The organism is Pelistega ratti (genome assembly GCF_009833965.1).
Classification (GTDB): Bacteria; Pseudomonadota; Gammaproteobacteria; order Burkholderiales; family Burkholderiaceae_B; genus Taylorella; species Taylorella ratti.
Genome location: NZ_CP047165.1, coordinates 1,097,542 through 1,122,581 on the forward strand (window position 1 = coordinate 1,097,542; position 25,040 = coordinate 1,122,581).

The following is a 25,040-nucleotide window of genomic DNA, read 5'->3' on the forward strand; positions in this document are numbered from 1 at the left end:
TAGCCCACCAGATTTTGATATACGAAGTGTAGTAAATTTTGTAAGTAAATTTTATTACTTGTAAATTTTTATAATTTTATGTTGTTTTTTTGCTCTATTCAGATGTTTTTATACAACAAACTTTTTAAAACAAGAATTCTCTATTTTTCAAGTAATAAAAATCCCTTTCTAAAGAAAGTAACTCCTTAGAAAGGGATATAACTAATACGTTAAAACATAAAATTATTGACTAGATTAGAAGCGATGGACCAAACCAACTCTAAAATCTTTATATTTCACTTTAGCAAATTGACCATGTTTATTGCCATTTAATACTTTACCTTTAAACTTGGTTTCGCCATACGCACCAACAAAGGCGATATAGGTTCGTTTAGACAGTTTGTGTTTATAGGCAAGCTCATAGATGTGTGAATTAATCCGTAAGGTATCAAAATCACTATGTTTTACACGACCGCCTTGGTAGGTAAAGGTTACTTCGCCCATCTCACCCACTGGTGCAGTAACACCGGTAAACCAACCTTTGGTACGAAGTCCTTTAGAATTCAGGCGAGTTTTAAACTTCATCAATGGTTCATTCTCTTTTTGTACATAGTAGCTATCTAGGAAATAGTCCAAAATCCCCATATAGTCCCCAGTACCCAAGACACCATCATGTTGCTGACCATAGGCTAAGTGTAATTTCACCACATCAAAATCATAAGCCCCAGCAACAGACCACCCCTTAATCTTACGATTATAATCGATAGTATCTGCTACATTTTTACCTTGTTCACGGTTATATTCAAAGGCTGCACCTAATTCAAGCGGACCGCTATTGTAATTTAGACCAATAGCCGCACCATTTCGTTTTTTCTTGGTTATTTTTTCGTTGCCATCAGGTGTTTCTTCGGTTGTTTTTTCATCACCTGAAAGGACAGCAACACCAAATTTAAATCCTTCTAAATCAGGTGATAAGTATTTAATAGTTGGAGATTGACGAGTAGAAATAGCCCCTACAATCGTAGAGTCAGCCGATCCATACCACCAGCCCACATCGGCAAAGGCAACAAGATCATCTGCCACACTATATTGACGACCAATGGTTAATGTACCCCATTTTTCACCTGTTAACCCTAAAACAGCATAACGCCCAAATAAAGCACCCCCCTGTGTTGATTTACCTGTGGTAGGGTTAAAACCAGCTTCCACTTGGAAAATAGCAGATGTCCCGTTGCCTAAATCTTCCGATCCTTTTAAGCCCCAACGAGAACTGGTAATATTATTCCCTCTAATACCAATAGAACGCTCTTTGACTGTACCTGCTCTTAATGCATTTTTCCCCTCTGCATCATGGTACATATTACTAATATCTTGATAGAGTGTTGTTTTGGTTTGTTCATAAGCAGCACCAAAATTTACTCTTCCATAAAGTTTTACCTCTGCCTGTGCCGTGCTTGCAAAACCAACTGCCAATGCAGCGACTAATAGTGATTTTCTCATCTACAATCTCCGTAATAAATTTTAACTTTAAAAATTAGTCTTTTAACATTAAAGTTTCCCTTAATAGGAAAACGGTATTTAGTACATCAAATTTTGGATAAGAAATCTATTAGTAATATTACTAATTATTACTTTTTATATTTTTTTATATTATTTGGGGGCTATTTACATCATCACGATAGATAAAACCCAAAAAATAACCCCCCTAGTTTCCTAGAGGGGTTACCTGTTCAGGTCAATTTATTGGTATGCTTTTAGCATACTTGCCACTGATTAGAAGTGGTGTTGTAAACCAACGATAGCTTGAGTAGTACGTGATTTAACTCTTCTTTCGTAACCAGAAGATTTCGCTTCACCGTATGAACCTAATACATAAACGTTAGTACGTTTAGAAAGGTCATGTTGGTAACCTAAGCTATAGATATGTGTATTTACACGACCGTTGTATGAGTTGTGTTTGATACGACCACCTTGGTAGCTGAATAATGCTTTACCATTGTCAGCTACTGGTACAGTGAAACCACCGAACCAAGATTGAGCACGTAAACCTTTATTGCTGATGTTATCACCACCGTAAATTACATGAGCAACTTGTTGAGTCGCATCAAATAGACCGTAGTTAGCTACACCGTTACGAGTAGCATCTTCATTAACATCGTTTACGAAACCATCACGTTGTTGACCGTAACCTAAGTGTAATTTCACAACGTCAAAGTCATAAGCAGCACCGATAGCCCATGCTTTTGCTTTGCTATCAATATCAGTAGTATTTACACCATTAAGGGTTTCTTTATCTTTTTGACGGCTATAGTCAAAAGTAGCTGCCAAAGATAAAGGACCATTATCATAGCCTAGACCAACAGACACACCACCGTCTTGTTTTTTATCAACGTTTTTGTAGTTTAATGCAGTTGTTTTAACTTTAGAGTCACTACCACTTACTGCTAAACCAAATTTGAAACCTTCAAAGTTTGGTGATAAGTATTTGATGGTTGGTGTTTGTACAGCAGAGATAGAACCACCGAAAGTAGAGTTAGCACCTGCTTGACCCCAGTCAGTACCGAATGGATCGATTGGCGCTAAGATGTCATCAGCCACGTTGTGTTGACGACCGATGGTTAATGTACCCCAGCTTTCACCAGTTAAACCGATAATGGCACGACGATTGAATAATGAGTCGCCTGTGCTACCAGTTTCTAAGTCAAAACCAGATTCTAATTGGAAGATCGCAGCAGTACCGTTGCCTAACTCTTCAATACCTTTTAAACCGAAACGGCTTTGTTGTTTAGCACCGTTGTTTAAACCGAAATCACGAGTTTTTTTCGTAGCATTTGTAGCAATAACGTTACCGTTAGCATCAACTACATTAGCACCAGTAGTTTTAGTTTGTGTGTAACCAATACCAGCATCAACGATACCGTATAGAGTAACTGATGATTCAGCGTGTGCTACACCAGCGAAGCTAACTGCAAGAGCAGAAACTAATAGTGTTTTTTTCATTTAGAAATCTCCGTAAAATTTAATCAATTTGAGCTATTCCAAAAATCTGTAGCTCAAAAATCTCTACTAGGAAAGCTGTTACTATTGCATCAAATTTTCAGCTTAATAGCTAGATTTATTGCTAAATTATTACGCTTTTGTTGTTTTTATGTCTAATTTTCGTTGTTTTTATGCTACCAATAAGCTATAAATAACAAAATATTTCTATTATTTAGATAGTATTTCTTAGCTTTTCTATATGTTGCATTTGTATGTTTTTGTATATAACTCCTTTATTTTTCAATAACTTACATTATTAAAATTATCTTGCTACCATAAAATTAAAATAAAATAAATAGGTATTAACCCTATAAGTACACATACCTATTTTGCTTAATAGAAGATAATACTGACTATTTACTATACAGAGTAGCGTAATTATGTATATTTCATTACTATTAATTTTTATTTATTTTTATGTAGTTCCTAAATAATTATGCATAATTATGCATTGTTTAAATAATTATGCATTCGATAAATAATTTTGCATAATTTCATATTACATAGAATATAGGCACAAGATGAATAGACTAAACGGTTGTTGTTGATAGCGTACTGATATAGGATATTTATATCCTATGAAGTATTTATCTTATATCATTGATTTGTCATTATTTAGTGTTATGCTCATTCCATGCACACTGTATTTTACGGAGGAAATAATCATGACTGATGGTGTTTGGGCACTTTTAGGCGTAGCCGCATTTTTTATAACGATTACTTTTCTTTCATCCTATGAGTATAAGGGTAAAAAAACGCATAAGCGTAAAGATAAGAGAAAATAATCACTCAACGCTATCATTTTTATTTAATATTTTTAATAGTATAACGTTGCCAGTCTCCTTGCCATACGTCCATTATGCAAAATAACAACACAAGCAGCTATAGCAGATAAAACGAAGGCTATTGTTTGAATCCAATAGCCCATGTTAATATACCTAAATCCATATTTAGTTACCGTCCCAACCTTCTCTTCGCATAATACCCCCTTAAAAAACAAAAAATATAGAAATAACCTATCTCTATACGAACCAATGTATCATAAATAAAATCAAAATAAAAGCTATAACAAAGCAAATAGGCTCATTTTATCCACCCTATTCTCTACGCAATACTACTTTAGTTAGCACTATATTTTAATAACTTTAAAACACATATCACAGAACATCCCCATCACTTCCCTATACAAAACCGACTAAAAATCACCCCTAATAAATCATCCGCTGTAAATTCCCCCGTAATCTCATTTAAAGCCTCTTGGGCTAGCCGTAAATGCTCTGCTAATAGTTCAATATTGTCATAACCATGAATCGCTGCATTTTCAAGCTCTTCTTTCGCTTTATTTAAGGCATTCAGATGACGTGTTCTGGCTAAGAACAATCCCTCACTTTCTCCTTGCCAGCCAATGATATTCAATAGTTCTTCTTTCAATAATGCCAAGCCCTCACCTTGCTTAGCCGATAGACGAATCACGGTATTAGCTCCGCTCTTACTCACTTGCTGTGCGGCGGTTTCACGCAAAATATCCGCTTTCATATCGAATAAATCAATTTTATTCCATACTTCAATTTTCTTTAAATTTGAAGGAATAGTGCTAAGTAATGCTTCTGTCTTTGCATTTAATCCCTCACTCGGATCAATCAGCACCAAGGCAACATCGGCATTCTGCAAGGCTTTATGACTACGTTCTATCCCTATTTTTTCAACCACATCATCTGTTTCACGCAACCCTGCCGTATCAACAATATGAATAGGAACACCATCTAAGGTAATTTGTTCGCGCACCGTATCGCGCGTTGTCCCTGCAATATCTGTCACAATGGCAATATCATCACCTGCCAACGCATTGAGTAAAGAGGATTTACCCACATTAGGTGCACCGACCAAGACAACATTCATCCCTTCTCGAAGAATAGCCCCTTGCGTTGCCTGTGCTAGCACACCCTCTAGTTCTTCTCGCAAATGGGCTAATTTACCGCGTGCATTAGCCGCCTCTAAGAAATCAATTTCTTCTTCTGGAAAATCTAAAGTTGCCTCAACCAACATACGCAAATTAATCAAACTATCAACTAACGTATGAATATGTTGTGAAAAACTCCCTTTAAGACTTCGCAATGCCATGCGTGCGGCAGACTGACTAGATGCATCAATCAAATCGGCAACACTTTCTGCTTGAGCTAAATCTAATTTATTATTTAAAAAAGCCCTCTTAGTAAATTCCCCCGGCTCAGCTAGTCTTGCCCCCAGTTCTAAACAGCGATGAAGCAACATCTGCATGACCACAGGCCCACCATGCCCTTGTAGCTCAATAACATCCTCACCCGTAAAACTCGCTGGTGCCGCAAAATATAACATCAAACCATTATCAATGGCTCTACCCTCTTTATCCACAAAGTCTGTATAGAGTGCTTGTCTAGGACGCGGTGTTTTACCACCACTTAATATCTGCGCAAGTGCTTGTAAGTTTTTACCCGATAAACGAATAACCCCTACACCACCACGACCGGCTGCCGTTGCAATAGCCACAATAGTGGGTGAATACGCAGTGATTTCTGTTTGCATAATGTATCCTTATCATCAACAGGTATCTATAGATGATGTATTGACCCCTTCACAATAAGCACGGATGATTTACCCTTATCGTGAACGGATACTTATACTATGACGGCATAAATACCACGACACCTGACTTAAATAATACTTTCTATATCCACAACGACCTCTCGCTGAATACGGATAATACTACTATCCGTACGGATGGTTTTTTGCTGGCGTTGTCGATAACGATGTTTACGTAAAAAGCGTGTTTCGGCTTTTTGGCTAAAGACCAAACCTGATAGTTCTTGTAAGGCTTGCATATAAACCCCTCTTTTAAATTCAATAACTTGCTCAAGGGATACCCAATAGGGACTCCATCGCCACGCATCAAACTCCGGGTGATGGCTTGCCCGTAAACAAATATTTTTATCTTTAGCAACTAGCCTTAATAAAAACCAAATCTGCTTTTGTCCTTTATAATGACCTCTCGACTCACGTCGAATAAAATTTTCTGGCACGTTATATCGTAGCCAGTTTTGTGTACGCCCTAATATTTGCACATGTTCAGGTCTCAGTCCGAGTTCTTCATTTAGCTCCCTATACATGGCTTGTGTTGGATTTTCACCGTACTTTATGCCACCTTGAGGGAACTGCCATGATTTTTCTCGAATTCTTTTACCCCAAAAGACCTCGTTCTTATGATTAACAAGGATAATACCTACATTAGGACGGTAACCTTCGCGATCAAGCATGCACCGCACCTTAAATTCAAATACAATGGTTGTCATTATACTTTTCAATTGAGTGAGTAATCATGTTAGCAACACATTTTCATTTAAATACATCAAAAGAAGTCCCTGCCGATGCAGAAGTTATTAGCCATCAGTTGATGATGCGCTCAGGAATGATCCGTAAACACGCTGGTGGTATTTACACCTATATGCCATTAGCCCTTAAAGTACTTCGTAAAATTGAACATATCGTCCGTACCGAGATGAATAATTCAGGGGCGATTGAAATCCTTATGCCTGTTGTCCAACCTGCAGAACTATGGATGCAAACAGAGCGTTGGGACGCTTATGGCCCAGAATTACTACGTCTTAAAGATCGCCATGGTCGTGATTTTGTACTACAGCCAACCTCTGAAGAAGTGGTTACCGATATTGTTGCCAATGAAATCCATAGCTGGCGCCAATTACCTGTTAATTTCTATCATATTCAAACAAAATTCCGTGATGAACGCCGTCCTCGTTTTGGTCTGATGCGTGGACGTGAATTTATGATGAAAGATGCGTATTCTTTTGATCGTGATGAAGCCTCTGCACTTAAAAGCTACGACATTATGTTTAATGCGTATCAACGTATTTTTAGTGCATTAGGACTTAAATTCCGTGCGGTGAATGCCGATACAGGCTCTATTGGTGGCTCTCGTAGTCATGAGTTCCAAGTCATTGCCGATACAGGTGAAGACTTAATTGTCTATAACCCTGATTCTGACTATGCTGCCAATATTGAATTGGCACAAGCCCCTTGTCTGATTGCTGAACGTGCTACACCGACACAAGCCTTAGAACGTGTCCCTACACCCGGTGCAAATAAATGTGAACTCGTTGCCGAACAACTAGGTTTACCGCTAACACAAACCGTTAAATCAGTGGTATATCGTGTAACAGATGCCGAAGGAAAACACCATATTTGCTTACTCTTGGTGCGTGGTGATCATGAGGTGAATGAAGTAAAAATAGGCAAACTAGAGGCATTTAAGCATAGTTTTGAACTAGCCAGTGAAGAAGATATTATTGAACATTTTGGCTCTAAACCCGGTTTCCTAGGCCCTGTACAAACACTAAAACCCATTACGATTATTGCGGATAAAACAGTTGCTAATATGAGTGATTTTGTCTGTGGTGGTAATCAAGAAGATACGCACTGGATTGGTGTTAATTGGGGACGTGATTTACCTGAACCTATTGTTGCTGATATTCGTAATGTTGTCGCTGGTGATCCTGCTATTGGTGAAGAAGGTACATTAGCCATTGAGCATGGTATTGAGGTAGGTCATGTTTTCTTCTTAGGGGATAAATATTCTTCTAAACTCAAAGCCACTTACCTTAACGAACAAGGCAAACCTGAAGTTATTCAAATGGGTTGTTATGGTATTGGTGTTAGTCGTGTAATGGCAGCTGCTATTGAGCAAAATCATGATGACCGCGGTATTATTTGGCCAATGCCTATGGCTCCTTTTGAGGTGGTGATTTGCCCTATTGGTTGGGGAAAAAGTGAAGAAGTTCGCACACAAGCACTTGCCATCTATGAACACCTCAAATCACAAGGTATTGATGTCATTTTAGATGATCGTGATGCGCGTCCCGGTGTCATGTTCTCTGAATGGGAATTAATTGGTGTACCTATTCGTGTTACGGTGGGTGAACGTGGTCTGAAAGACGGTATTATTGAAGTACAAGAGCGTTCAAAAACAGAATCCGTCAAATTGTCACCATCTGAAGTAAATTCTTATATTATAGAGCTATATCATCACCTTAAAAATACGCTATAATTTTTTGATTTATTAGCTAATTATGGTAAGTTGATGACTTCAGAAAACCATACTGATTTTATTTTCCCTATCCGTGTTTACTATGAGGACACGGATGCGGGAGGGGTTGTTTTTTACGCTAACTATCTCAAATTTTTTGAACGCGCTCGTACAGAATGGCTACGCCATCTTGGTTTACATCAATCTGTACTTGTAGAGCAAGCCAATATTCTCTTTGTCGTCACACACGCTCAACTAGACTATAAACGCCCTGCTCGCTTAGATGATGCGCTTTTAATAAAAACCCAGATCAAAAAGATAGGCAAAGCCTCTATTGATTTTGAGCAAATTTGTATGCGCCAAGACGAAATACTGGTTCGTTGTGATATTCAAATTGCTTGTGTCAATGCACAAACCTTTAAAATAAGTCCTATCCCTAACTTTGTACATTCTATTCTACTTTCAGATCAGGATAATTAACACTATGGATCCCGTTACAACAGCACCAACAGAGATGTCTGTCTTTTCGCTCATTATTGAGGCAAGTTTACCTGTTCAAATCATCATGCTCCTTTTAGTCATTATTTCTATTGCTTCTTGGGCATTGATTATTAGTAAATATCTTGCTATATCACGCACCCATAAACAAACACGTGAATTTGAACAAGATTTTTGGCGTGGTGGTGATTTAACCGCTTTACATCAAAGCATTACTCGCCACCCTGAACAAGCAGGGGCTTTAGCCCGTATCTTTGATGCAGGGATGAGCGAATTTCTCAAAGCACGTCAGCGTGAATCATCAACCGATACACAAATGGATAATGCCGAACGTGCTATGCGTGCTACCTATCAACGTGAATTAGACTCACTCGATGCTCGCCTTGGTTTTTTAGCATCAGCAGGTTCTGTTAGTCCCTATATTGGGCTTTTAGGAACAGTATGGGGGATTATGCACTCTTTCTTAGGACTTAGTACCAATGTAACCGCTACACTCGCTGCGGTAGCCCCCGGTATTGCCGAAGCCCTCATCGCAACAGCAATCGGTCTTTTTGCCGCTATTCCTGCGGTATTAGCCTATAACTATTTCTCTAATGCTATCGATAAAGAAGCCAATCGCTTTGATAGCTTTATGGATGAGTTTTTAAATATTTTACAACGTCAAACGAAGTAATCACTATGGCAACAGCACGCAGAAGTCGTGGTAAAACACGACGTATGAAAAATGAAATGAACGTGGTTCCTTATATTGATGTCATGTTAGTTTTGTTGGTCATCTTTATGGTAACCGCACCGATGATTACCCCCGGACTGATTAATCTGCCATCAGTAGGACAAGCAGCTGAAGTACCTTCTACACCAGTAGAAGTACAGATTGAAGAAAATGGGGATATTTCTGTTCGCTTACGTCAAGCAGGATCAGAATTTGAAAAAATTCCTAAAGAGGACGTACTCGCCCGTATTCAATCAATGACACAAGCAGATACCCCTGTTGTGATTTCTGCTGACGGTAAAGTCCCTTACGAAGAGGTCATGAAAATCATGGATACCTTACGATCCAATGGTCTTAGTCGCCTTGGCTTAATGGTTAATCAAACGAAAGGCAATTCGTCAAAGAAATAACCGTTAATACGGAAAGATAAAGTATGAAGAAGTTTGATAATCCCAATGATTTTTATGATCACCAAGATAATACCAAGGGCTTTATTGGCTCTATCGTGCTACACCTTGCCTTGGTGGCCGCTATTATTATCAGTGTATTATTAAATAAAGGGGATTCTGCGGCAGGCCCAGCGCAGCTTGAATTATGGACAGAGGGAACAGAACAAATTATTGCTCCCCCTGCAGAAACACGCACACCCAATCCTGCCGAAGAAGATACGCGTACAGAAGAAGAACCTGAACCTGAGCCAGAGCCTGAACAAGCACCTCCTCCCCCTCCGCCACCTCCTCCACCGCCTGCTCCAAAAGCAGCCCCAGCGGTTGCTGAGGAAAATCCTGATATTGCGTTAGAAAAGAAACGTGCACAAGAAAAAGCGGAAAAGGAAAAAGCAGAACGCTTAGTCAAAGAAAAGGCTGAGAAAGAGAAAGCAGAAAAAGCCGCCAAGGAAAAGGCTGAAAAAGAAAGAGCCGAAGCCAAGGCACGCGAAGAAAAAGCCAAGCAAGAGGCGGCAGAAAAAGCAGAACGCTTAGCCAAAGAAAAAGCTGAGAAAGAAAAAGCGGAAAAAGAGGCGAAGGAAAAAGCAGAACGCTTAGCCAAGGAAAAAGCCGAGAAAGAGAAAGCAGAAAAAGCCGCTAAAGAAAAGGCAGCTAAAGAAGCTAAAGCCAAAGCAGATGCACGTCTTGCCGCTGAAGCCAAAGCAAAAGCCAATACACAAGGCGATGCCCTCCGTGCCGCTATGCGTGGGGATATTAATAGCCGTGCTGGTATTAAAGGCGGACAGAACGACCGTAACCAAGTAGGTGGTGGCGGTGGTAATGATGGCTATGCTCGCCGTGTTAAAGCCTGCGTAGAACCTCGTTTACGATTTAGTGGTAATCAACGCTTGAAACTGCGTTACCGTGTAGACTTTAATGCTTCACTAACCGTTACACAAGCACGTATTACACGTACATCGGGTAATAAAGCATTTGATAATGCCGTAACGAATGCTTTAAAAGCATGTAATCCTTTCCCCAAACCCCCAACTGGAAATAATTGGGTTGAAGGAGAGTATGAATTCCGACCACGATAAGTTTATGGTTCAGATGCCTCTTTTATCCTACAAAGAGGTGTCTGAAAGTGGTTGAAATACTGAATTTTCCTACCTATTTTCGTTATCAAATTTTATTGATACACTCATTATTATTTAGGAGTACGACACAATGTCGCTATTAAACAAATATGGATTATTCCACCGCTCTATCAGCCGTCTTGGTGCATTACTGATGGGATTGAGCTTTACCGTTGCTACTCATGCACAGGTTAATGTCAATCTATCAGGATCTGGTGATAATGCCAATAAATTTCCTATAGTCGTGGCAGATTTTGCAGGTACAAATGGAGCAGAAATTGCCAATATTATTGCCGCCGACCTTACTCGTTCTGGTCAATTTGATGTAAAACGCATTAACGGTGTGATGAGTACCGATTCAACAGGTACACCCAATTGGGCAGCATTATCAGAAGCGGGTGGCGGACAAAATGTTGTCTATGGTGCGGTTTCTGGAAATACCGTTAATTACCATTTAGGGGATACTGCACAGCAAATTAATATCCACTCTCTCAGTGTTTCTCATAACAATGTACGCCAACAAGCTCACAAAGTGGCGGATGCTGTTTATGAGCAATCAACAGGGGTTCGTGGTATTTTTGCAACAAAAATTGCTTATGTATCAGGTAGTACACTCTATGTTGCCGATGCCGATGGTGAAAATGCACAATCTGTTACGTCTGGTGCACATATCATCTCCCCAGCATGGTCGCCAGATGGTTCCCGAATCGCTTATGTTAGCTTTGAATTAGGTAAACCTGTTGTTTTTGTACAAAATTTAAGTACAGGCGATCGCACAACTGTCGCTAATTTTAAAGGCAATAATAGTGCCCCAGCATGGTCGCCAGATGGTAGCCAACTCGCGGTTGCGCTTAGTATGGACGGTTTATCTAATATTTATATGATCAATAGCACAGGTAGCACAACACCGCGTAAAATCACCAATTCACCAGAGATTGATACTGAACCGTATTTCTTCCCAAATGGTAGTGGTTTAATTTTTACATCTGACCGTGGTGGTAGTCCACAAATCTATCGCACTGGGATAAATGGGGGGGCTGCTAGCCGAATTACATTTAGTGGTTCACAAAATGTTTCAGGTAAGATATCCCCTGATGGCTCTAAATTGGTATATACTAGCATGAGAGGTGGTGGTTACTCTATTGCCATAAATGGTTTAGGGACTGGTGCTGATCGTTTGCTAACCTCAGGGCCTAATGACCAATCTCCTAGTTTTGCTCCTAATGGAATGCAGATACTCTATACCTCAAATGGTAGATTATCGCTTGTCAATGCAGATGGTTCTTTTAACACAACATTACCTGGTGCAGGCAATGTGACTGCTGTGGTTTGGGGACCATTTACAGAGCAAAAATAGAAAATATTTATTTTGTTTTATTTTATAGATTAAAAGGAAAATGCTATGTCACGCTTAGCAAAAGTTTTAGCTGTAGCTGCCGTTGCAGCAACATTAGCAGCTTGCTCTACACCATCAACTGATACTGGTGCTACAACTTCTACTTCTGGTAGCGGTGTTGTAATGGATCCATTCAATCCTAACAGCCCATTAGCACAACAACGTTCAGTGTACTTCGCTTTTGACAGCTATGCTGTTGAATCTCAATACCAACCTTTAGTACAAATGCACGCACAATACTTAGCAGCTAACAGCCAACAACGCATTCGTATCGAAGGTAACACTGACGCTCGTGGTAGCTCAGAATACAACTTAGCATTAGGTCAACGCCGTTCAGTCGCTGTGGCTAAACAACTTGTTCAACAAGGTGTTAATGGTGCTCAAATCGAAGCCGTTTCTTTTGGTAAAGAACGTCCACGTGCAACAGGTGCATCTGAAGAAGCTTACGCAGAAAACCGTCGTGCTGATATTAACTACTTACGTTAATTGTTAGCGTTACGATAGACATTTTGTCTGCGCCACAATGGTTATTGACTATTGTGGCGTTTTTATTTTGCTTATAGCTAAAGTAAATTCCTATGTCTAATGATTTCTAAGCACCATAAAGTGATTATTTTCGGTGTAAAATATAAAATAGTTAAGATTTTCACTCCTCTTTTATCAAGAGAAGAGTTAACCCACTAAAGAGATAGAAAATGACGATTACCCAAAAAACTATTGCTGTTATGCTAGCCACTGCTTTTATTAGCCTTTCTTCTCCTGCACTTGCTAGCGAAGATGAACAAGCACGTCGTGCCATCTTAGAACTCCGCGCACAACTCAAACAAAGCGATATGGTACGTAACGATTTAGCAGCACAAGTACAACATCTTCAAAACGAACTCCGCCAGCTCCGTGGTCAAGTGGAAACCTTAAATGGGGCATCACAAACTAAAGCACTTGAAGCACGTGCCAACGATGATATAGGACCATCAGCACAAGTCGGCGATCCGAATGAACAGAACGCCTTTGATAGTGCTTTAGACCATTTCCGTCAAGGGGATTATGGTAATGCAGCTAAATCTTTAGCAAGTTTCTCTAAAAACTATCCTAATAGCTCACTCAGACCCACTGCCCTTTTCTACGAAGGCAGTAGTCGCTATGCCAATCGTGATTTCAAAGGGGCTATTAGTACACTTAACAATATGATTAGCACCTACCCTAAAGATGCACAAGCAGGTGATGCCTTACTGGTTGTAGCAGGCTCTCAACTAGAACTCAATAATATTGCTGCTTCTAAAGCCACCCTACAAAGAACGATTAACGAATATGCCGGTACACCAGCGGCAGATACGGCTAAAGAACGCCTCAAAATGTACTAATCCTCACTTATTTTTATATCAACACTTCTATCGCCCTCTTTGTAGGGCGGTTTTTATTCCCTATGAAAACTGATTTTTCACTTAACGAAATACTGATTAATGATACCCCTTATGCCTATATTGATGAGGGGAAAGGCCCTACGCTTTTACTGATTCATGGTTCACTCTGTGATTATCGCTACTGGAAAGCACAGATTCCTCAAATCGCACAGCATTTCCGTGTTATCGCCCCTAGCCTTAGACACTATGCCCCTATTACGCTTGATAGCAAAGAGGGGTTTAGCGTGGCACAACACGCAGAAGATATGAGCGAACTACTAAAACAATTGGTCGGAACAGAAACCGTTCATGTCCTCGGACATTCGCGTGGTGGTGCTGTTGCCCTCCAATTAGCCCTTAAACATGATTATCAAGTTGAATCCTTGCTCCTTGCTGATCCCGGCATCCGTAATGAAGAAGAACTGAGTGCCAGTATTGCCTTCAAACAAGAAGCCTTACGTCTTATCCAAGACGGTCAGATTGATGCTGGTTTAACCCTATTTATTGATTCCGTTAGTGGCAAAGGGACGTATCAACGTATGGTGAAATGGTTTAAAGATATGGTACGCGAAAATGCACATACCCTTTCCTTACAACGATTTGAACCACCCTTTTTAATCTGTGAAGATTTACGCATTCTCCAAAACTTCCGTATCACACTTATCGGTGGCTCTGATAGCCCTGCCCCATTCCCTAATATTATTAAATGCCTGCAAGATATGTGGCCACAAGCTAAAACCCATATCCTCAGCCCTGCTTCTCATGGAATGAATTTATCCTTACCCAGTGAGTTTAACCAAATCGTGATAGATCATCTTCAATACTGTGAAGAACAAAAACGTCTTGAGTTGGGGCGTTAATAGTTACTACTTTGATCGACTATCATGAAATAAAACCCAAATAATTCATAATCATGGCTGATAATAGCGTGAGTATTGCTCATATAGTAAGAAGTAGCAAATTCACCCTATTATCGGTTCTTTTCTATAGTATTAAAACCCAATAAATCAACTAGAAAAATAGGCTCTCCTACTTTATCTAGACCATTACATAATACTTTCATAAAAAGTCGCTATCTTTATATTTCCCAATTTTTTAATTCAGGAAAACAATAATGGATAGACGATCTTTTCTAGGTGCAGCTGCATTACTCAGCACATCAACACTATTAGCAACACAGGCAACAGCTCAGCAAACACGTATAGCACAAAATGAATTTTTACCCACCGTAGGTAAAGGGTATAAATTTGATTTTGATGGACAGGCACTGCATTATCCCGGGAACTCACTGGTTAGCCATGTACCACAAGATACCTCTTTTTACCAAAACTTAGTCGAACTCCAGCAAGAGATTAAACAAAGTGAGTTTGGTGAACTACACACTTTTTTACCTAAAAATAGTTTCCACATTACCCTATTTAATGGTACGAATGAAAACCCTGCTCAACGAGAAAAAGAAGGTTTTTGGCCACGAGATTTACCTAAAACCGCCTCTATTGAAGATGTACATCTGCACTATGCCCAAAAACTAAAACAATTTAAACCCGATTTACCCAAAGTATTAAAATTTGCACCTACCGAATTATGGGGGCCTTTTGATAAAGAGATGATTATTCTAGGGGTAGAATTAGTTGAGGGACGGGAACAAATTATTGAATTCCGCCGACAATTAAGCGAACTATTACAAACCACTCGTAACCAACCCGATAAGTTCCGTTTCCATATCACTCTAGCTTATAACTGGAAAAAATATACACCAGAACAATTAGAGCGTGCAGAAACACAACGAAAAATCTGGTCAACACAATTTAAACAACAAAATCCATTACTTGAAGTTGATACGATTGAGTTTGCTATTTTCGATGATATGTTGGCTTATGCACCATTAGTGAAATATCACTTAAATACACTATAAAGTACATCAGGCAACCAGTCCTATCTATAAAAAGCGTCATCCTTTCACTCAAGCACGCATTAACACAATAATGAATCATGTATTAGTAAAGTGATGACGCGGTTTCTTATTTAACCAAGCATCAAAAGCCATAGCGTAATAGTAAAATAAACTCACATTGCCCTACTAACTAAGCTATCCTAAGGCTTTCCATAACTGCTTTACTTTTTCCCATTGTTTAAGTAACCACGGACGATAAACGGTAGCTGTACCTTGTTCCATTTTCTGCTGATTTAAATACTCAATCGCACGCTCTACATTGACTAACCGTTTTTGTTTAGGATCAAAATAAAGTGGGTAATACATCAAAACACCCGCTATTAATTCATGTAAATTTAATTGACGATTTCGGCGTACTACAGCAAGACAATCAACCGTCAATCCCCAACCAGCATAAAACGGTAAACCATAACAATACACTTTTTTACCGCGTAATAGTGCTTCAAACCCAGCTAAAGATGTCATGGTATGCACTTCATCTACCTGTTGAATACAGTCTAAAATATTAACCGTTGTAACGATTTCATCCGCCAATTTCATCACTTGCTCTTTCGCAATCACACCTTTTCGATTACCACTGACCACATCGGGGTGCGGTTTATAGATAATATACGCATGGGGATTTTTGTCTCTTACCCGTTTAAGTAAAGACAAATTATCACGAATATAGGGTGAGCCCAGTTGAATAGAAGCATCATCCTCCACCTGCCCAACCACTAATAGTACAGGTTTACTGCCTGATTGCACCACAAAATCAGATGAACCCACATTGTATTTACCGATATGTGATTGAATTAATCGCTGACGTAATTGCTCTGCTCGTATCACATCTGCTTGGCTAAAAGACTGGTGCTGTAGTATATGTTCCAAGCGAGAAGATTGTTGAGCATTAAAATAAATCCCCCTATCATCAACCACTACGGAGATAGGTGCGACCAAATTTGACCCTAACCCTACCGATCGAATAAAACCATCTTCTATGCGTAAAATAGGGATCTGATATTGCTGTGCAAAGGCTAACACCTCTTCACTTCTTTCGCCCCAAACCAATATTTTCACCTGTAAAGATGATTGGGAACGTAGCACTTTTTGTAATTGAGACAAATGAGGAACAAAATGTAATCGACAATTGGGTAACTGAAAAAATGGCGTAATCACCGCCCTTTTCCATAAGGACATACCGATACAATATAAATCACCACTTAAATAGGTATTTTGTTGTTTAGCAGTAACCAGATAATCAATCACATCAAAGATTGTCCCTTTTTTACCTGTATTTGGATCAATATAACGACTATATGTAAAATAGGCAGTATAAAACAACTGTAAAATTGACCGCTCTTTTCGGCGATTGCTTTTGGCTAGGGTCTGTGCCTGTGGATGTCGCTCTTCTGTTACCCCCCAACCTGAGAACCAAGGCACACCAAAAGTGATAACGGTTTTATTCAACAATAGTGCTTCAAAACCCATATGCGAGCTAACACAGTACACTTTTTCCGCAATATTCAGCAAGGATAAAGGATTCACATCTTGAGCAAATACACGAACAGTCGGATAGTGTTGAGTTAGCTCGGTTAAATAACCTTTCTTTTTACCACTTATTACATCAGGGTGTGTTTTTATCCAAATGGTAGCATGGGGGTTCTCCGCTACGGCACAATCCAGCATTTGTATAAAATGGCTAGCATCTGCTTGTGCATATTTCACCGCCATGTCCCCAAAGGTTTGATCAATAACCAATACCACTGGGGTATCAGGTATTTCCACTAAATCAGGGGCATGATTATATTTGGATAAGTGATGCGTTTTAATTAACGATAACGCACGAGTCGCTTCACGTTGTTGTACTTCATTTAACGTTTCTGTTGCTAGGATAAGTTGTTCTAACTGGGAGGGGCAAGTGGTATCATAATAAACACCCACCTTATCCAAAACTATTGAGAATGGCGGATAACCCTGTACACCAAGACCAAGAGAGCGGAGAAAGCCGTCTTCTATATAGAGTGGATTATCGGCAAACACAGATAATATTTTTTGCCGTCTTTCGTGTTTTCTACCCCATAACAATAGATTACCTGTCGTTTTCTCGCTATCATCGAGAAAACTATCTAAGCTAATCCGTTGTTGCCATAAACCTAAACTCGCCCATATCATCGTTTACTTTCAATGACCTGCTCAATTTGTTGTAAGAATTTTTTCCACGTAAAATGATTCAATACAAAATCCGCCCCGGCTTTTGCCATTTCAAGATCTTGTTTAGATGCCCCATATTTTAAGCGTTCAAAAAGTTCAACCGCTTGTTCTTCTGTATGCACAATATGGCAGTAATCTTTAAATAATCTCTCCATTGCCAAACTGGGGGTTGAAACAAGAATCCCCCCACATGCCAATACTTCAACCACTCGCCGTGAGAACATCGTAGGTGAGTCTTCCACGGTATTGACATTTAACGATACTTGGTAATGACGGTATATATCCGCCGTTTGCAAATAATCCACAGCAGGCTTAATCGTTAAATTAAAAGCCTTGGCAGGGTAACGATAAAAGGAGGATTTTCTATCAGAATTACGATCAAATACCGTTACAGGTAATTTTGCTTTAGCCGCTGCTGTAAATAACATATCCTGTCGCTCTCTTCGCTTATCATGGAGATGTTGGCTATAGCTACCCACAAAATTAGCGGCTAATTTCTGGAAATCAAACCCTTGATAATGATGAATTCTAGGCTGTACAGGAAACATCGCCACATCAACCGTTGTTGATTCTGGCACAATTGCACGATATTTCTCTACACAGTTTTGATCGACTGTAAAAATATGATCAAAATGCTTGGCTGAATCAATAAACCGATCAAAATGCACCCCATCTTCCTTATTCCAGAAAACAGTGGGAATACCTTTAGATTTGGCTTTCTCAACTAATCGTACCAATTTTTCATTAGTACGATTGGGATAGTCGGGATAAGAGGCTATTTTGTATTTCCAGCGATTCTTGTAGCCTTGCCAAGCGGATTCTACAAATAAAATAGAATTCGTATGCTTAGTAAATGTCAACCAAGATTCCTGAATTTTTATCGTTTCAGCCAATAAGGAATAACGGGTAAGATCATCACTAATAAGTAATATATTCATATATTAATTATTTTAGTTTTAATAAAAAATCGGTAAAATAATCATAAACTTCCTGTTTATAGTGGAATGGCGATTTTCCCCATTTATGGTTACTATCACCTATAAACATATTACCAGGGTAATTTACAAATTGATTATCTGGAATGTATTTTCTAGCGATTAAGTATAATTTAGATAATATTGCATTACCCTCTTTAACTCTTTCTAAATTAAATACCTCTCCTGTATCAAGCCTATTACTCCAGAAAACATTATTTATAATAATTTTCTCTGCACCAACAGCATTAACTACTGACTTAAAACCTTCTTCCCATTTATCAAAAAAATCTTGACTATTAGGCTGTAATTTTTGGGCATTTTTTATATCAAATATTTTAGCGTTCTTTAACTCATCTGAATTGGTGATATAAATCCCTTGACTATATTCAACTAAACCAAATCTTTCATCAATACAATCTACTACCAGAAAATCAAATTCTGTTTGTTGAATCCTATCTAGTAAAGAATTATCCCATTCTTGCTGTAATATTTTTCTTTGAAAAGGAGAAGATATTTTTTGACAAAATTCTTGTTCTGTTAATACTCTATTTTTAATAGAGGGGTAGCTTATCCTAGCAAGAGAATATCGAGCAAAATAGCCAACATAGCGAAGTTTATCGTTACTATTATCCCCAAAAGGATCTCTACTCACACAAGAACCGGCAATAAAAATCTTTAATGGTTTTACTATATTCTTATCATCTTTAATCTCAATAATATTTTTATTTTTAAAAAATAAATTTTGTTCTTTTTCATAAAATTTAAAAGAATCCAAAATTAATCTAGCTGCATTACCCCATTTCCAAGGTTCTAAATTATATTTTGCCTTTAATTCTATAGAAATCACTACTTTTAACTCTTTTTTATTCTGTTCTGTAAGAGAAAAATAGACGATATTATCCCTTGCTTGAGAAAGTGATAATAGAGCAGCATATTGATTGACAGAACAAATCACCTCAAATCTATCTTCAAGTGCTTTTTGAAAGTGAGGTACTTTAATCATAAAAGCACAATATTGGCTAGAATGAAATATAGAAATAACCAAGTCAAGTTTATAACCTTCCCCCCTTTTTAAAGGATTTTGATTAATACTAATATCAAAAAAGTTTCTATTGTAACTACGTTGAATATATTCATTTTTGAGTGAACCTAGAGAAGCTAATTGATAACTTTTGATGATTCCCTCTGTTGGACTACTATTTAGATGACTTGTTCTTTTATAATTTTGCACTAATAAAGACGACAGCTGATGATTATCAACTGAAATATCTACTAAGTCAGGTATTTGGGGTTGAATATTAAGGTCAAAATTTCTTTTAATATTACCTATTGATTTTCTTGTAGGAGCAAGAGAAGATGGTAAAATTGCCTTTAACTGTCTATAAGATTCATTATATAACTCTACTGGATAAGTAGATTTTAATACATCAAAATAAAAAGCATCTTCATTTAAAATAGTAGCTTCACTAAAGAAATTTGACAACTTATGGAAGTTCTCAATTGCAATAGGATCTGTTAAGTAATTCTCTACTTTATTTGATAATTTATTTAATACAAACCTAAACGAATCAAAATGTAAATGGGATGTTAAGCCTGTAAAAAAAGAGCCTCTGTTTTTATTATTTATATTGAGCATTACTTTTTGAATCCAACCAGACTCTTTAAAAAAGTAATCCAAATTAATATCTTTTTGTTCTATATCATAATACATAGAAAATAAAACAAATTCTGCACATTTAGTACAGGAACAACACCATTTAGTATTCACATCAACAGTAGATTCACACATCAACAATGTTTTATAGAATGTTTTATTTTTTTTAGCTAAATAACCAAAACTAGATAATTCAGACAAATGTTGATTGGCATTGAAAATAGATAGAGGGATAGAAGCTATCTCATTAGAATAATATGAACTTATTTTGTTCATATAAGATATTTGTGATCGCTCAAAACCAAAATTATGATTATTCTCATCAGGAATAAAATAATGGCAATATTCATAGCTGAATGTAATATAGTTAAATAAATTTAACCATATCAATACCCCTAAAGGGGCAAAATATAATTCAAGATGATACCCTTGTACATTAGACCTTGCATTTGTTTTTATTTTGATAATATCAACATCATATTGATTGGATATAGGCGATAAAATAAGATTATCTCTACGCTCCTCAAGCTGTTTTATATTAACATGAGCATCTGGAATAACAAAAGAAATTAAAGAGACCCTATCTATATTTGAATTTTCATAAAGACTATCTAAGGCAAAGTAAGAATCTTTTCCTCCTCCATATAAAATACCAACTGTTCTTTTTTGTTGTGTATCAATATATTTGGGTATATCTTCTTGTGTTAAATTAGAAAAAAAGACATTATCTAATTTATGGTATTCACACCAAAATTTAGCCATATTTTTATTGATAGGGTCTTCTGTTACAATCACCGTGGAATAAGCTATTCCTCGTAATTTATTTAAAATAAGACCAAGTATAGTGTTATAGTGAATTTGCAAAGGAACATGGCTAATATCTAATTCATCATAAGTAACATATAGATTATCGACTGATTTATCTATACCTAAATCCATATGCCACTGAAAATAAACCGTATCATTACTCACCGTTGGACGATTAATATAAAGGAAATTAGTAATATTTAATTGATTTTCCACTTTTAAATCTCCGTTATTTCTCTTGCTAATTTATTACCAACAAAAGAACCTTTTTCAGTAAAGAATTTATCCTCTACTTGCCAAGTATGGTTAGATATATTTTTAGAACGGTAAACAATAAAATTAAATGGATCAGTAACATACATTTTTATATTATTGATTTTGGCTTGTTCTAATATATTAGAATCTTCCCCACGATTTAAATCACCAAATTTTAAACTACTCAATGCTTTCTTAGAAAAGACTAATGTCGCCCCTGTAAGAAAATTAGTTTCCATATGCCGTTGTCCTTTATAACGTACATAGGTTTTATCTTCTGATTCAAGATAAATAAAGATTTCTTTTTTTCCTACAATTCCATAATCCCCAAATTTAAATGGAATTAACATATCTTGTAAATAATTTGGAAAATAAAAATCGTCATCATCAAATTTCGCCACATATTCTCCCTTAGAAAGTTCAATGCCCTGATTCAGTCGTTTACCCAAGGTATCTTCACTATCATTACGGATAATATGTACGGATTTAAATTTATTTCCGCTATTTAATTTATTTTTCAATTGAATTAATTGCTCATCTGTATATTTTTGAGCAATGACAATGACTTCGATATTTGGATAGACTTGTCCCATCACATTTTCTGCAATTCTATCGATAAAGTGCGGTCGATTTGATGCAATAACAATACTCACTAGAGGACTATCTAAAGTAATATTTTGTCCTAAGGTATTCGCTATTTGAACAGCACGATGCTCATAGGTATGCTTTAACATAACTTCTCTATAACCAAGATGAGATATGCGCAACCATTCCCACTCATTTTCAAGTAAACGTTTTGCAATTTTATTGGCTTCTTTTGCATTTTTAGCTACTTGTACAATGCCTTTAAATTGCTTATCAATCGCTAGAGATGGGGTAGAAATAACAGGTGTTCCACAAGCTAAAAGCTCATATACCCTACGAGACATCATTGTTGGAGAATCTGTGATGGTATTAACATTTAAGAAAATCTTAAATTGCTTATAGACATCAACAATTTCCCTAAATGGTACAGCAGGGCGAATAAATTTCCTATATTTACGAGGATAGGCATAACGCTCATTATCTAGTTGAGACATACGATCATAAATAGCGCCTTTAAATTTTATAATGGTTGGTAATAAGGCATCCATTTGTTTTTTGCGATCATCATGTCCCACACCATAATAGGAGCCTGCAAAGCAAATATTTTCTGATTCTTTTCTAAAGCGATTCGCAGGATTACAGATATTGATATTAGCCGCGAATAGTAAAGTATCTACTTTAGCATGGGGTATATCTCGTTGATAATCTTTTACTTTATTACTATCTGTAGTAAAAATAATATCGCATTTAGAGGATATCGGTAAAAATTTATCATAGTGCATTGGGTCTTCTTTATTCCAGAAAATAACTGGAAAATGACGAGCCTTTGCCGTGTCTAATGCTTTTAAAAGGTTTTGAGCATTTTGATGTTGTAAATTAGGTGATGTAAAAGCATATTCCCATGCACCAAAATTTCCTTTCCAACAACTTTCAATTAAAAAGCCTAAAGAGCTAGAGCCTTTTATTTGTGTTTCAAAAGTCGCCTTATTTAAAGGAAATAATTTAAACTCACTATCAAATGAGGTATGCGAAATTTCATCTAAAATAGAAATAAACTTAAAACCATATTGTTTTTTAAATCGACTATCAACTTTTGGAAATGCTTTAGATGATTTACTAACCGCTTTAGTTTTTGATGAAAGTGGTGCTTGTCCACTTTTTCTCTGCCTCGCTAAAGAAACTAATTTTAATAAATCCCCCGGTAATGCCATAAAATTACCAACAGATTTAAACGAATGAATCAGTGTATAGCCTAATTTGAAGGATAGCGTATTTTCTACTTGCGCTTTAACTTCTCTCGTTTGTAAATAAGCAAAATTTAATTTTTTATTATAGTCATCCGTTATTTTTTTTAATTCCTCATTATATTTATCAAGCTTAACCTGATAATCCTCAGATAAGTTTTTGAGTGTCGTATTTAACTTAGCAATTTCATTTTCATAAATTTTAAGTGTAGTTTGATTATCCTGTTTTATTGATTCAATACTACTTACTATTTCGTCTGTAGATACTTTATTTTTTGATGCTACATCAATAACATTATCTAAACTATCCAATTTATTTTTAATAAGACTAATATCCTTTTCTATTGTTTCAGATACTAGTCTATTTTCAGGTAAATTATCTGCACTATAAGACAATGTTTTTTTAGCTTGTCTCTTAGATAAGATTTTTTTAGACATACTATTACCAAATCCCCTTAGTATCCACCACAACAGCATTGATAGAAGATAGTGCTACTCCCTTAAAGGCTTTATGATCCACCAATACCACTAATACATCAGCACTCGCCAATGCTTCATCTAATGAGGTATGTTGAATATTTTTATTCAGCAATTTTTCAGGTAGTTTTTCAACATTCGGTTCAACCGCTAGAATTTGCCCGTGATATTTATCAGCTAGTTTTTCGGTAATTTTAAGGGCTGGGCTTTCACGCAAATCATCAATATCAGGTTTAAAGGCTAACCCCAAACACGCTATCTTAATGTCATCTACTGTCTTACTAGGATGGCGGCGTAATACCTCAATAACAGCCTCATTAACCTGACTGATAACCCATTCTGGCTTACCATCATTTACTAAACGTGCCGTATGAATCAGTTTGGCAAGATCAGGGGTTTTATTCACAATAAACCAAGGATCTACCGCAATACAATGACCTCCAACACCACAGCCGGGTTGTAAAATATTCACTCTTGGGTGGTGGTTGGCAAGTCGGATTAATTCCCACACATTAATATCTAAGCGATCACAAATAATAGAAAGTTCATTTGCAAAGGCAATATTGACATCTCGGAATGAGTTTTCGGTTAATTTACACATTTCAGCTGTGCGACTATTGGTAATAATACAATCACCTTTGACAAAAACCTTGTACAAATCTGCTGCTTGTTGTGAGCATTTTTCAGTCATACCGCCAATGATTCGGTCGTTATCAATAAGTTCTTGCATTACTTTGCCCGGGAGTACTCTTTCTGGGCAGTGTGCAATACGAATATCAGAATCTTCCCCCGTCTGTTGTGGAAAGGTGAGATCAGGACGTGCTTGGGCTAGCCATTCTGCCATTTGCTCTGTTGCCCCAACGGGTGAGGTCGATTCTAAAATCACCAAATTCCCTTTTTCTAAAACAGGGGCTACCGCCTGACAAGCACTTTGGATATAGCTTAAATCAGGTTCAAAATGATCCCCTTTAAACGGTGTAGGGACGGCGATTAAAAATGCTTGAGCTGGTTCAGGTAGTAAAGTGGCTCTTAACTTGCCATTTTTTACGCATTGTTGTACGGCAACATCTAAGCCCGGTTCAACAATATGAATTTTACCTTGATTAATAGTATCTACCGCTATTAGATTAACATCAACACCAACAACCTCAACATTATGCTGAGCAAAGACAGCCGCTGTAGGTAAACCAATATAACCTAAACCAATTACAGAAATACGCTGAAATTCTCTCATT

At 37.4% G+C, this 25,040-nt stretch carries 19 protein-coding genes; 10 read left to right on the forward strand and 9 right to left on the reverse strand.

Annotated elements, in window-relative coordinates; genetic code table 11:
• Nucleotides 1-234: 234 nt before the first annotated feature.
• The 4 genes from F9B76_RS04710 to F9B76_RS04725 form a co-directional block, all read right to left on the reverse strand.
• Entirely contained in the window at nucleotides 235-1,479 is a 1,245-nt protein-coding gene (locus F9B76_RS04710) for a porin (protein ID WP_159991070.1), read from the reverse strand.
• A 273-nt stretch (nucleotides 1,480-1,752) separates the two neighbouring features.
• Entirely contained in the window at nucleotides 1,753-2,979 is a 1,227-nt protein-coding gene (locus F9B76_RS04715) for a porin (protein ID WP_159991071.1), read from the reverse strand.
• Between the two features lie 1,212 nt (nucleotides 2,980-4,191).
• Nucleotides 4,192-5,580 (reverse strand): tRNA uridine-5-carboxymethylaminomethyl(34) synthesis GTPase MnmE, encoded by a 1,389-nt coding sequence (gene mnmE, locus F9B76_RS04720; RefSeq protein WP_201289356.1) that lies wholly within the window; start codon nucleotides 5,578-5,580, stop codon nucleotides 4,192-4,194.
• A 128-nt stretch (nucleotides 5,581-5,708) separates the two neighbouring features.
• On the reverse strand, nucleotides 5,709-6,308 hold the full coding sequence (locus F9B76_RS04725; protein ID WP_159991072.1) for an RNA pyrophosphohydrolase: 600 nt from the start codon (nucleotides 6,306-6,308) through the stop codon (nucleotides 5,709-5,711).
• Nucleotides 6,309-6,370: 62 nt separating this feature from the next.
• Here F9B76_RS04725 and F9B76_RS04730 point away from each other — a divergent pair, with 62 nt between their 5' ends.
• From F9B76_RS04730 to F9B76_RS04775, 10 genes are all read left to right on the forward strand, one after another.
• A complete protein-coding gene (locus F9B76_RS04730) occupies nucleotides 6,371-8,113 on the forward strand; it encodes a proline--tRNA ligase (RefSeq protein ID WP_159991073.1) in 1,743 nt (580 codons plus the stop codon).
• 33 nt (nucleotides 8,114-8,146) lie between these two features.
• A complete protein-coding gene (ybgC, locus tag F9B76_RS04735) occupies nucleotides 8,147-8,572 on the forward strand; it encodes a tol-pal system-associated acyl-CoA thioesterase (protein ID WP_159991074.1) in 426 nt (141 codons plus the stop codon).
• A 4-nt stretch (nucleotides 8,573-8,576) separates the two neighbouring features.
• Complete coding sequence (gene tolQ, locus F9B76_RS04740; protein ID WP_159991075.1) at nucleotides 8,577-9,263, forward strand: protein TolQ; 687 nt, start codon at nucleotides 8,577-8,579, stop codon at nucleotides 9,261-9,263.
• A gap of 5 nt (nucleotides 9,264-9,268) precedes the next feature.
• Nucleotides 9,269-9,712, forward strand: coding sequence for an ExbD/TolR family protein (locus F9B76_RS04745; protein ID WP_159991076.1), 444 nt, complete (start codon nucleotides 9,269-9,271; stop codon nucleotides 9,710-9,712).
• 23 nt (nucleotides 9,713-9,735) lie between these two features.
• Nucleotides 9,736-10,824: a cell envelope integrity protein TolA gene (gene tolA / locus F9B76_RS04750; protein ID WP_159991077.1), complete on the forward strand. Its 1,089-nt coding sequence runs from the start codon at nucleotides 9,736-9,738 to the stop codon at nucleotides 10,822-10,824.
• Nucleotides 10,825-10,954: 130 nt separating this feature from the next.
• Nucleotides 10,955-12,220, forward strand: a complete 1,266-nt coding sequence (tolB, locus tag F9B76_RS04755; RefSeq protein WP_201289357.1) for a Tol-Pal system beta propeller repeat protein TolB — start codon at nucleotides 10,955-10,957, stop codon at nucleotides 12,218-12,220.
• A 45-nt stretch (nucleotides 12,221-12,265) separates the two neighbouring features.
• On the forward strand, nucleotides 12,266-12,745 hold the full coding sequence (gene pal / locus F9B76_RS04760; RefSeq protein ID WP_159991078.1) for a peptidoglycan-associated lipoprotein Pal: 480 nt from the start codon (nucleotides 12,266-12,268) through the stop codon (nucleotides 12,743-12,745).
• A 209-nt stretch (nucleotides 12,746-12,954) separates the two neighbouring features.
• Nucleotides 12,955-13,620, forward strand: a complete 666-nt coding sequence (gene ybgF, locus F9B76_RS04765; protein ID WP_159991079.1) for a tol-pal system protein YbgF — start codon at nucleotides 12,955-12,957, stop codon at nucleotides 13,618-13,620.
• Nucleotides 13,621-13,682: 62 nt separating this feature from the next.
• Nucleotides 13,683-14,519 (forward strand): alpha/beta fold hydrolase, encoded by an 837-nt coding sequence (locus F9B76_RS04770; protein WP_159991080.1) that lies wholly within the window; start codon nucleotides 13,683-13,685, stop codon nucleotides 14,517-14,519.
• Nucleotides 14,520-14,773: 254 nt separating this feature from the next.
• Nucleotides 14,774-15,574 carry a DUF1868 domain-containing protein gene (locus tag F9B76_RS04775; RefSeq protein ID WP_159991081.1) on the forward strand — a complete coding sequence of 267 codons (801 nt, stop codon included), beginning with the start codon at nucleotides 14,774-14,776 and terminating at the stop codon, nucleotides 15,572-15,574.
• Nucleotides 15,575-15,748: 174 nt separating this feature from the next.
• Here the strand turns inward: F9B76_RS04775 and F9B76_RS04780 are convergent, their stop codons facing one another.
• Genes F9B76_RS04780 through wecC form a run of 5 tightly spaced genes read right to left on the reverse strand, consistent with a single transcriptional unit; the run spans nucleotide 15,749 to nucleotide 25,039 of the window.
• The gene (locus F9B76_RS04780) at nucleotides 15,749-17,767 is read right to left on the reverse strand and encodes a capsular polysaccharide biosynthesis protein (protein ID WP_159991082.1); all 2,019 of its coding nucleotides are present in this window, start codon (nucleotides 17,765-17,767) and stop codon (nucleotides 15,749-15,751) included.
• The gene (locus F9B76_RS04785) at nucleotides 17,764-18,744 is read right to left on the reverse strand and encodes a CgeB family protein (RefSeq protein WP_159991083.1); all 981 of its coding nucleotides are present in this window, start codon (nucleotides 18,742-18,744) and stop codon (nucleotides 17,764-17,766) included. Before F9B76_RS04785 ends, F9B76_RS04780 begins: the two co-directional genes overlap by 4 nt.
• 7 nt (nucleotides 18,745-18,751) lie before the next feature.
• Nucleotides 18,752-21,460, reverse strand: a complete 2,709-nt coding sequence (locus F9B76_RS04790) for a DUF6270 domain-containing protein (RefSeq protein WP_159991084.1) — start codon at nucleotides 21,458-21,460, stop codon at nucleotides 18,752-18,754.
• A 2-nt stretch (nucleotides 21,461-21,462) separates the two neighbouring features.
• Complete coding sequence (locus F9B76_RS04795; protein ID WP_201289358.1) at nucleotides 21,463-23,766, reverse strand: glycosyltransferase family protein; 2,304 nt, start codon at nucleotides 23,764-23,766, stop codon at nucleotides 21,463-21,465.
• A 4-nt stretch (nucleotides 23,767-23,770) separates the two neighbouring features.
• On the reverse strand, nucleotides 23,771-25,039 hold the full coding sequence (gene wecC, locus F9B76_RS04800; RefSeq protein ID WP_159991085.1) for a UDP-N-acetyl-D-mannosamine dehydrogenase: 1,269 nt from the start codon (nucleotides 25,037-25,039) through the stop codon (nucleotides 23,771-23,773).
• Between the last annotated feature and the right edge of the window lies 1 nt (nucleotide 25,040).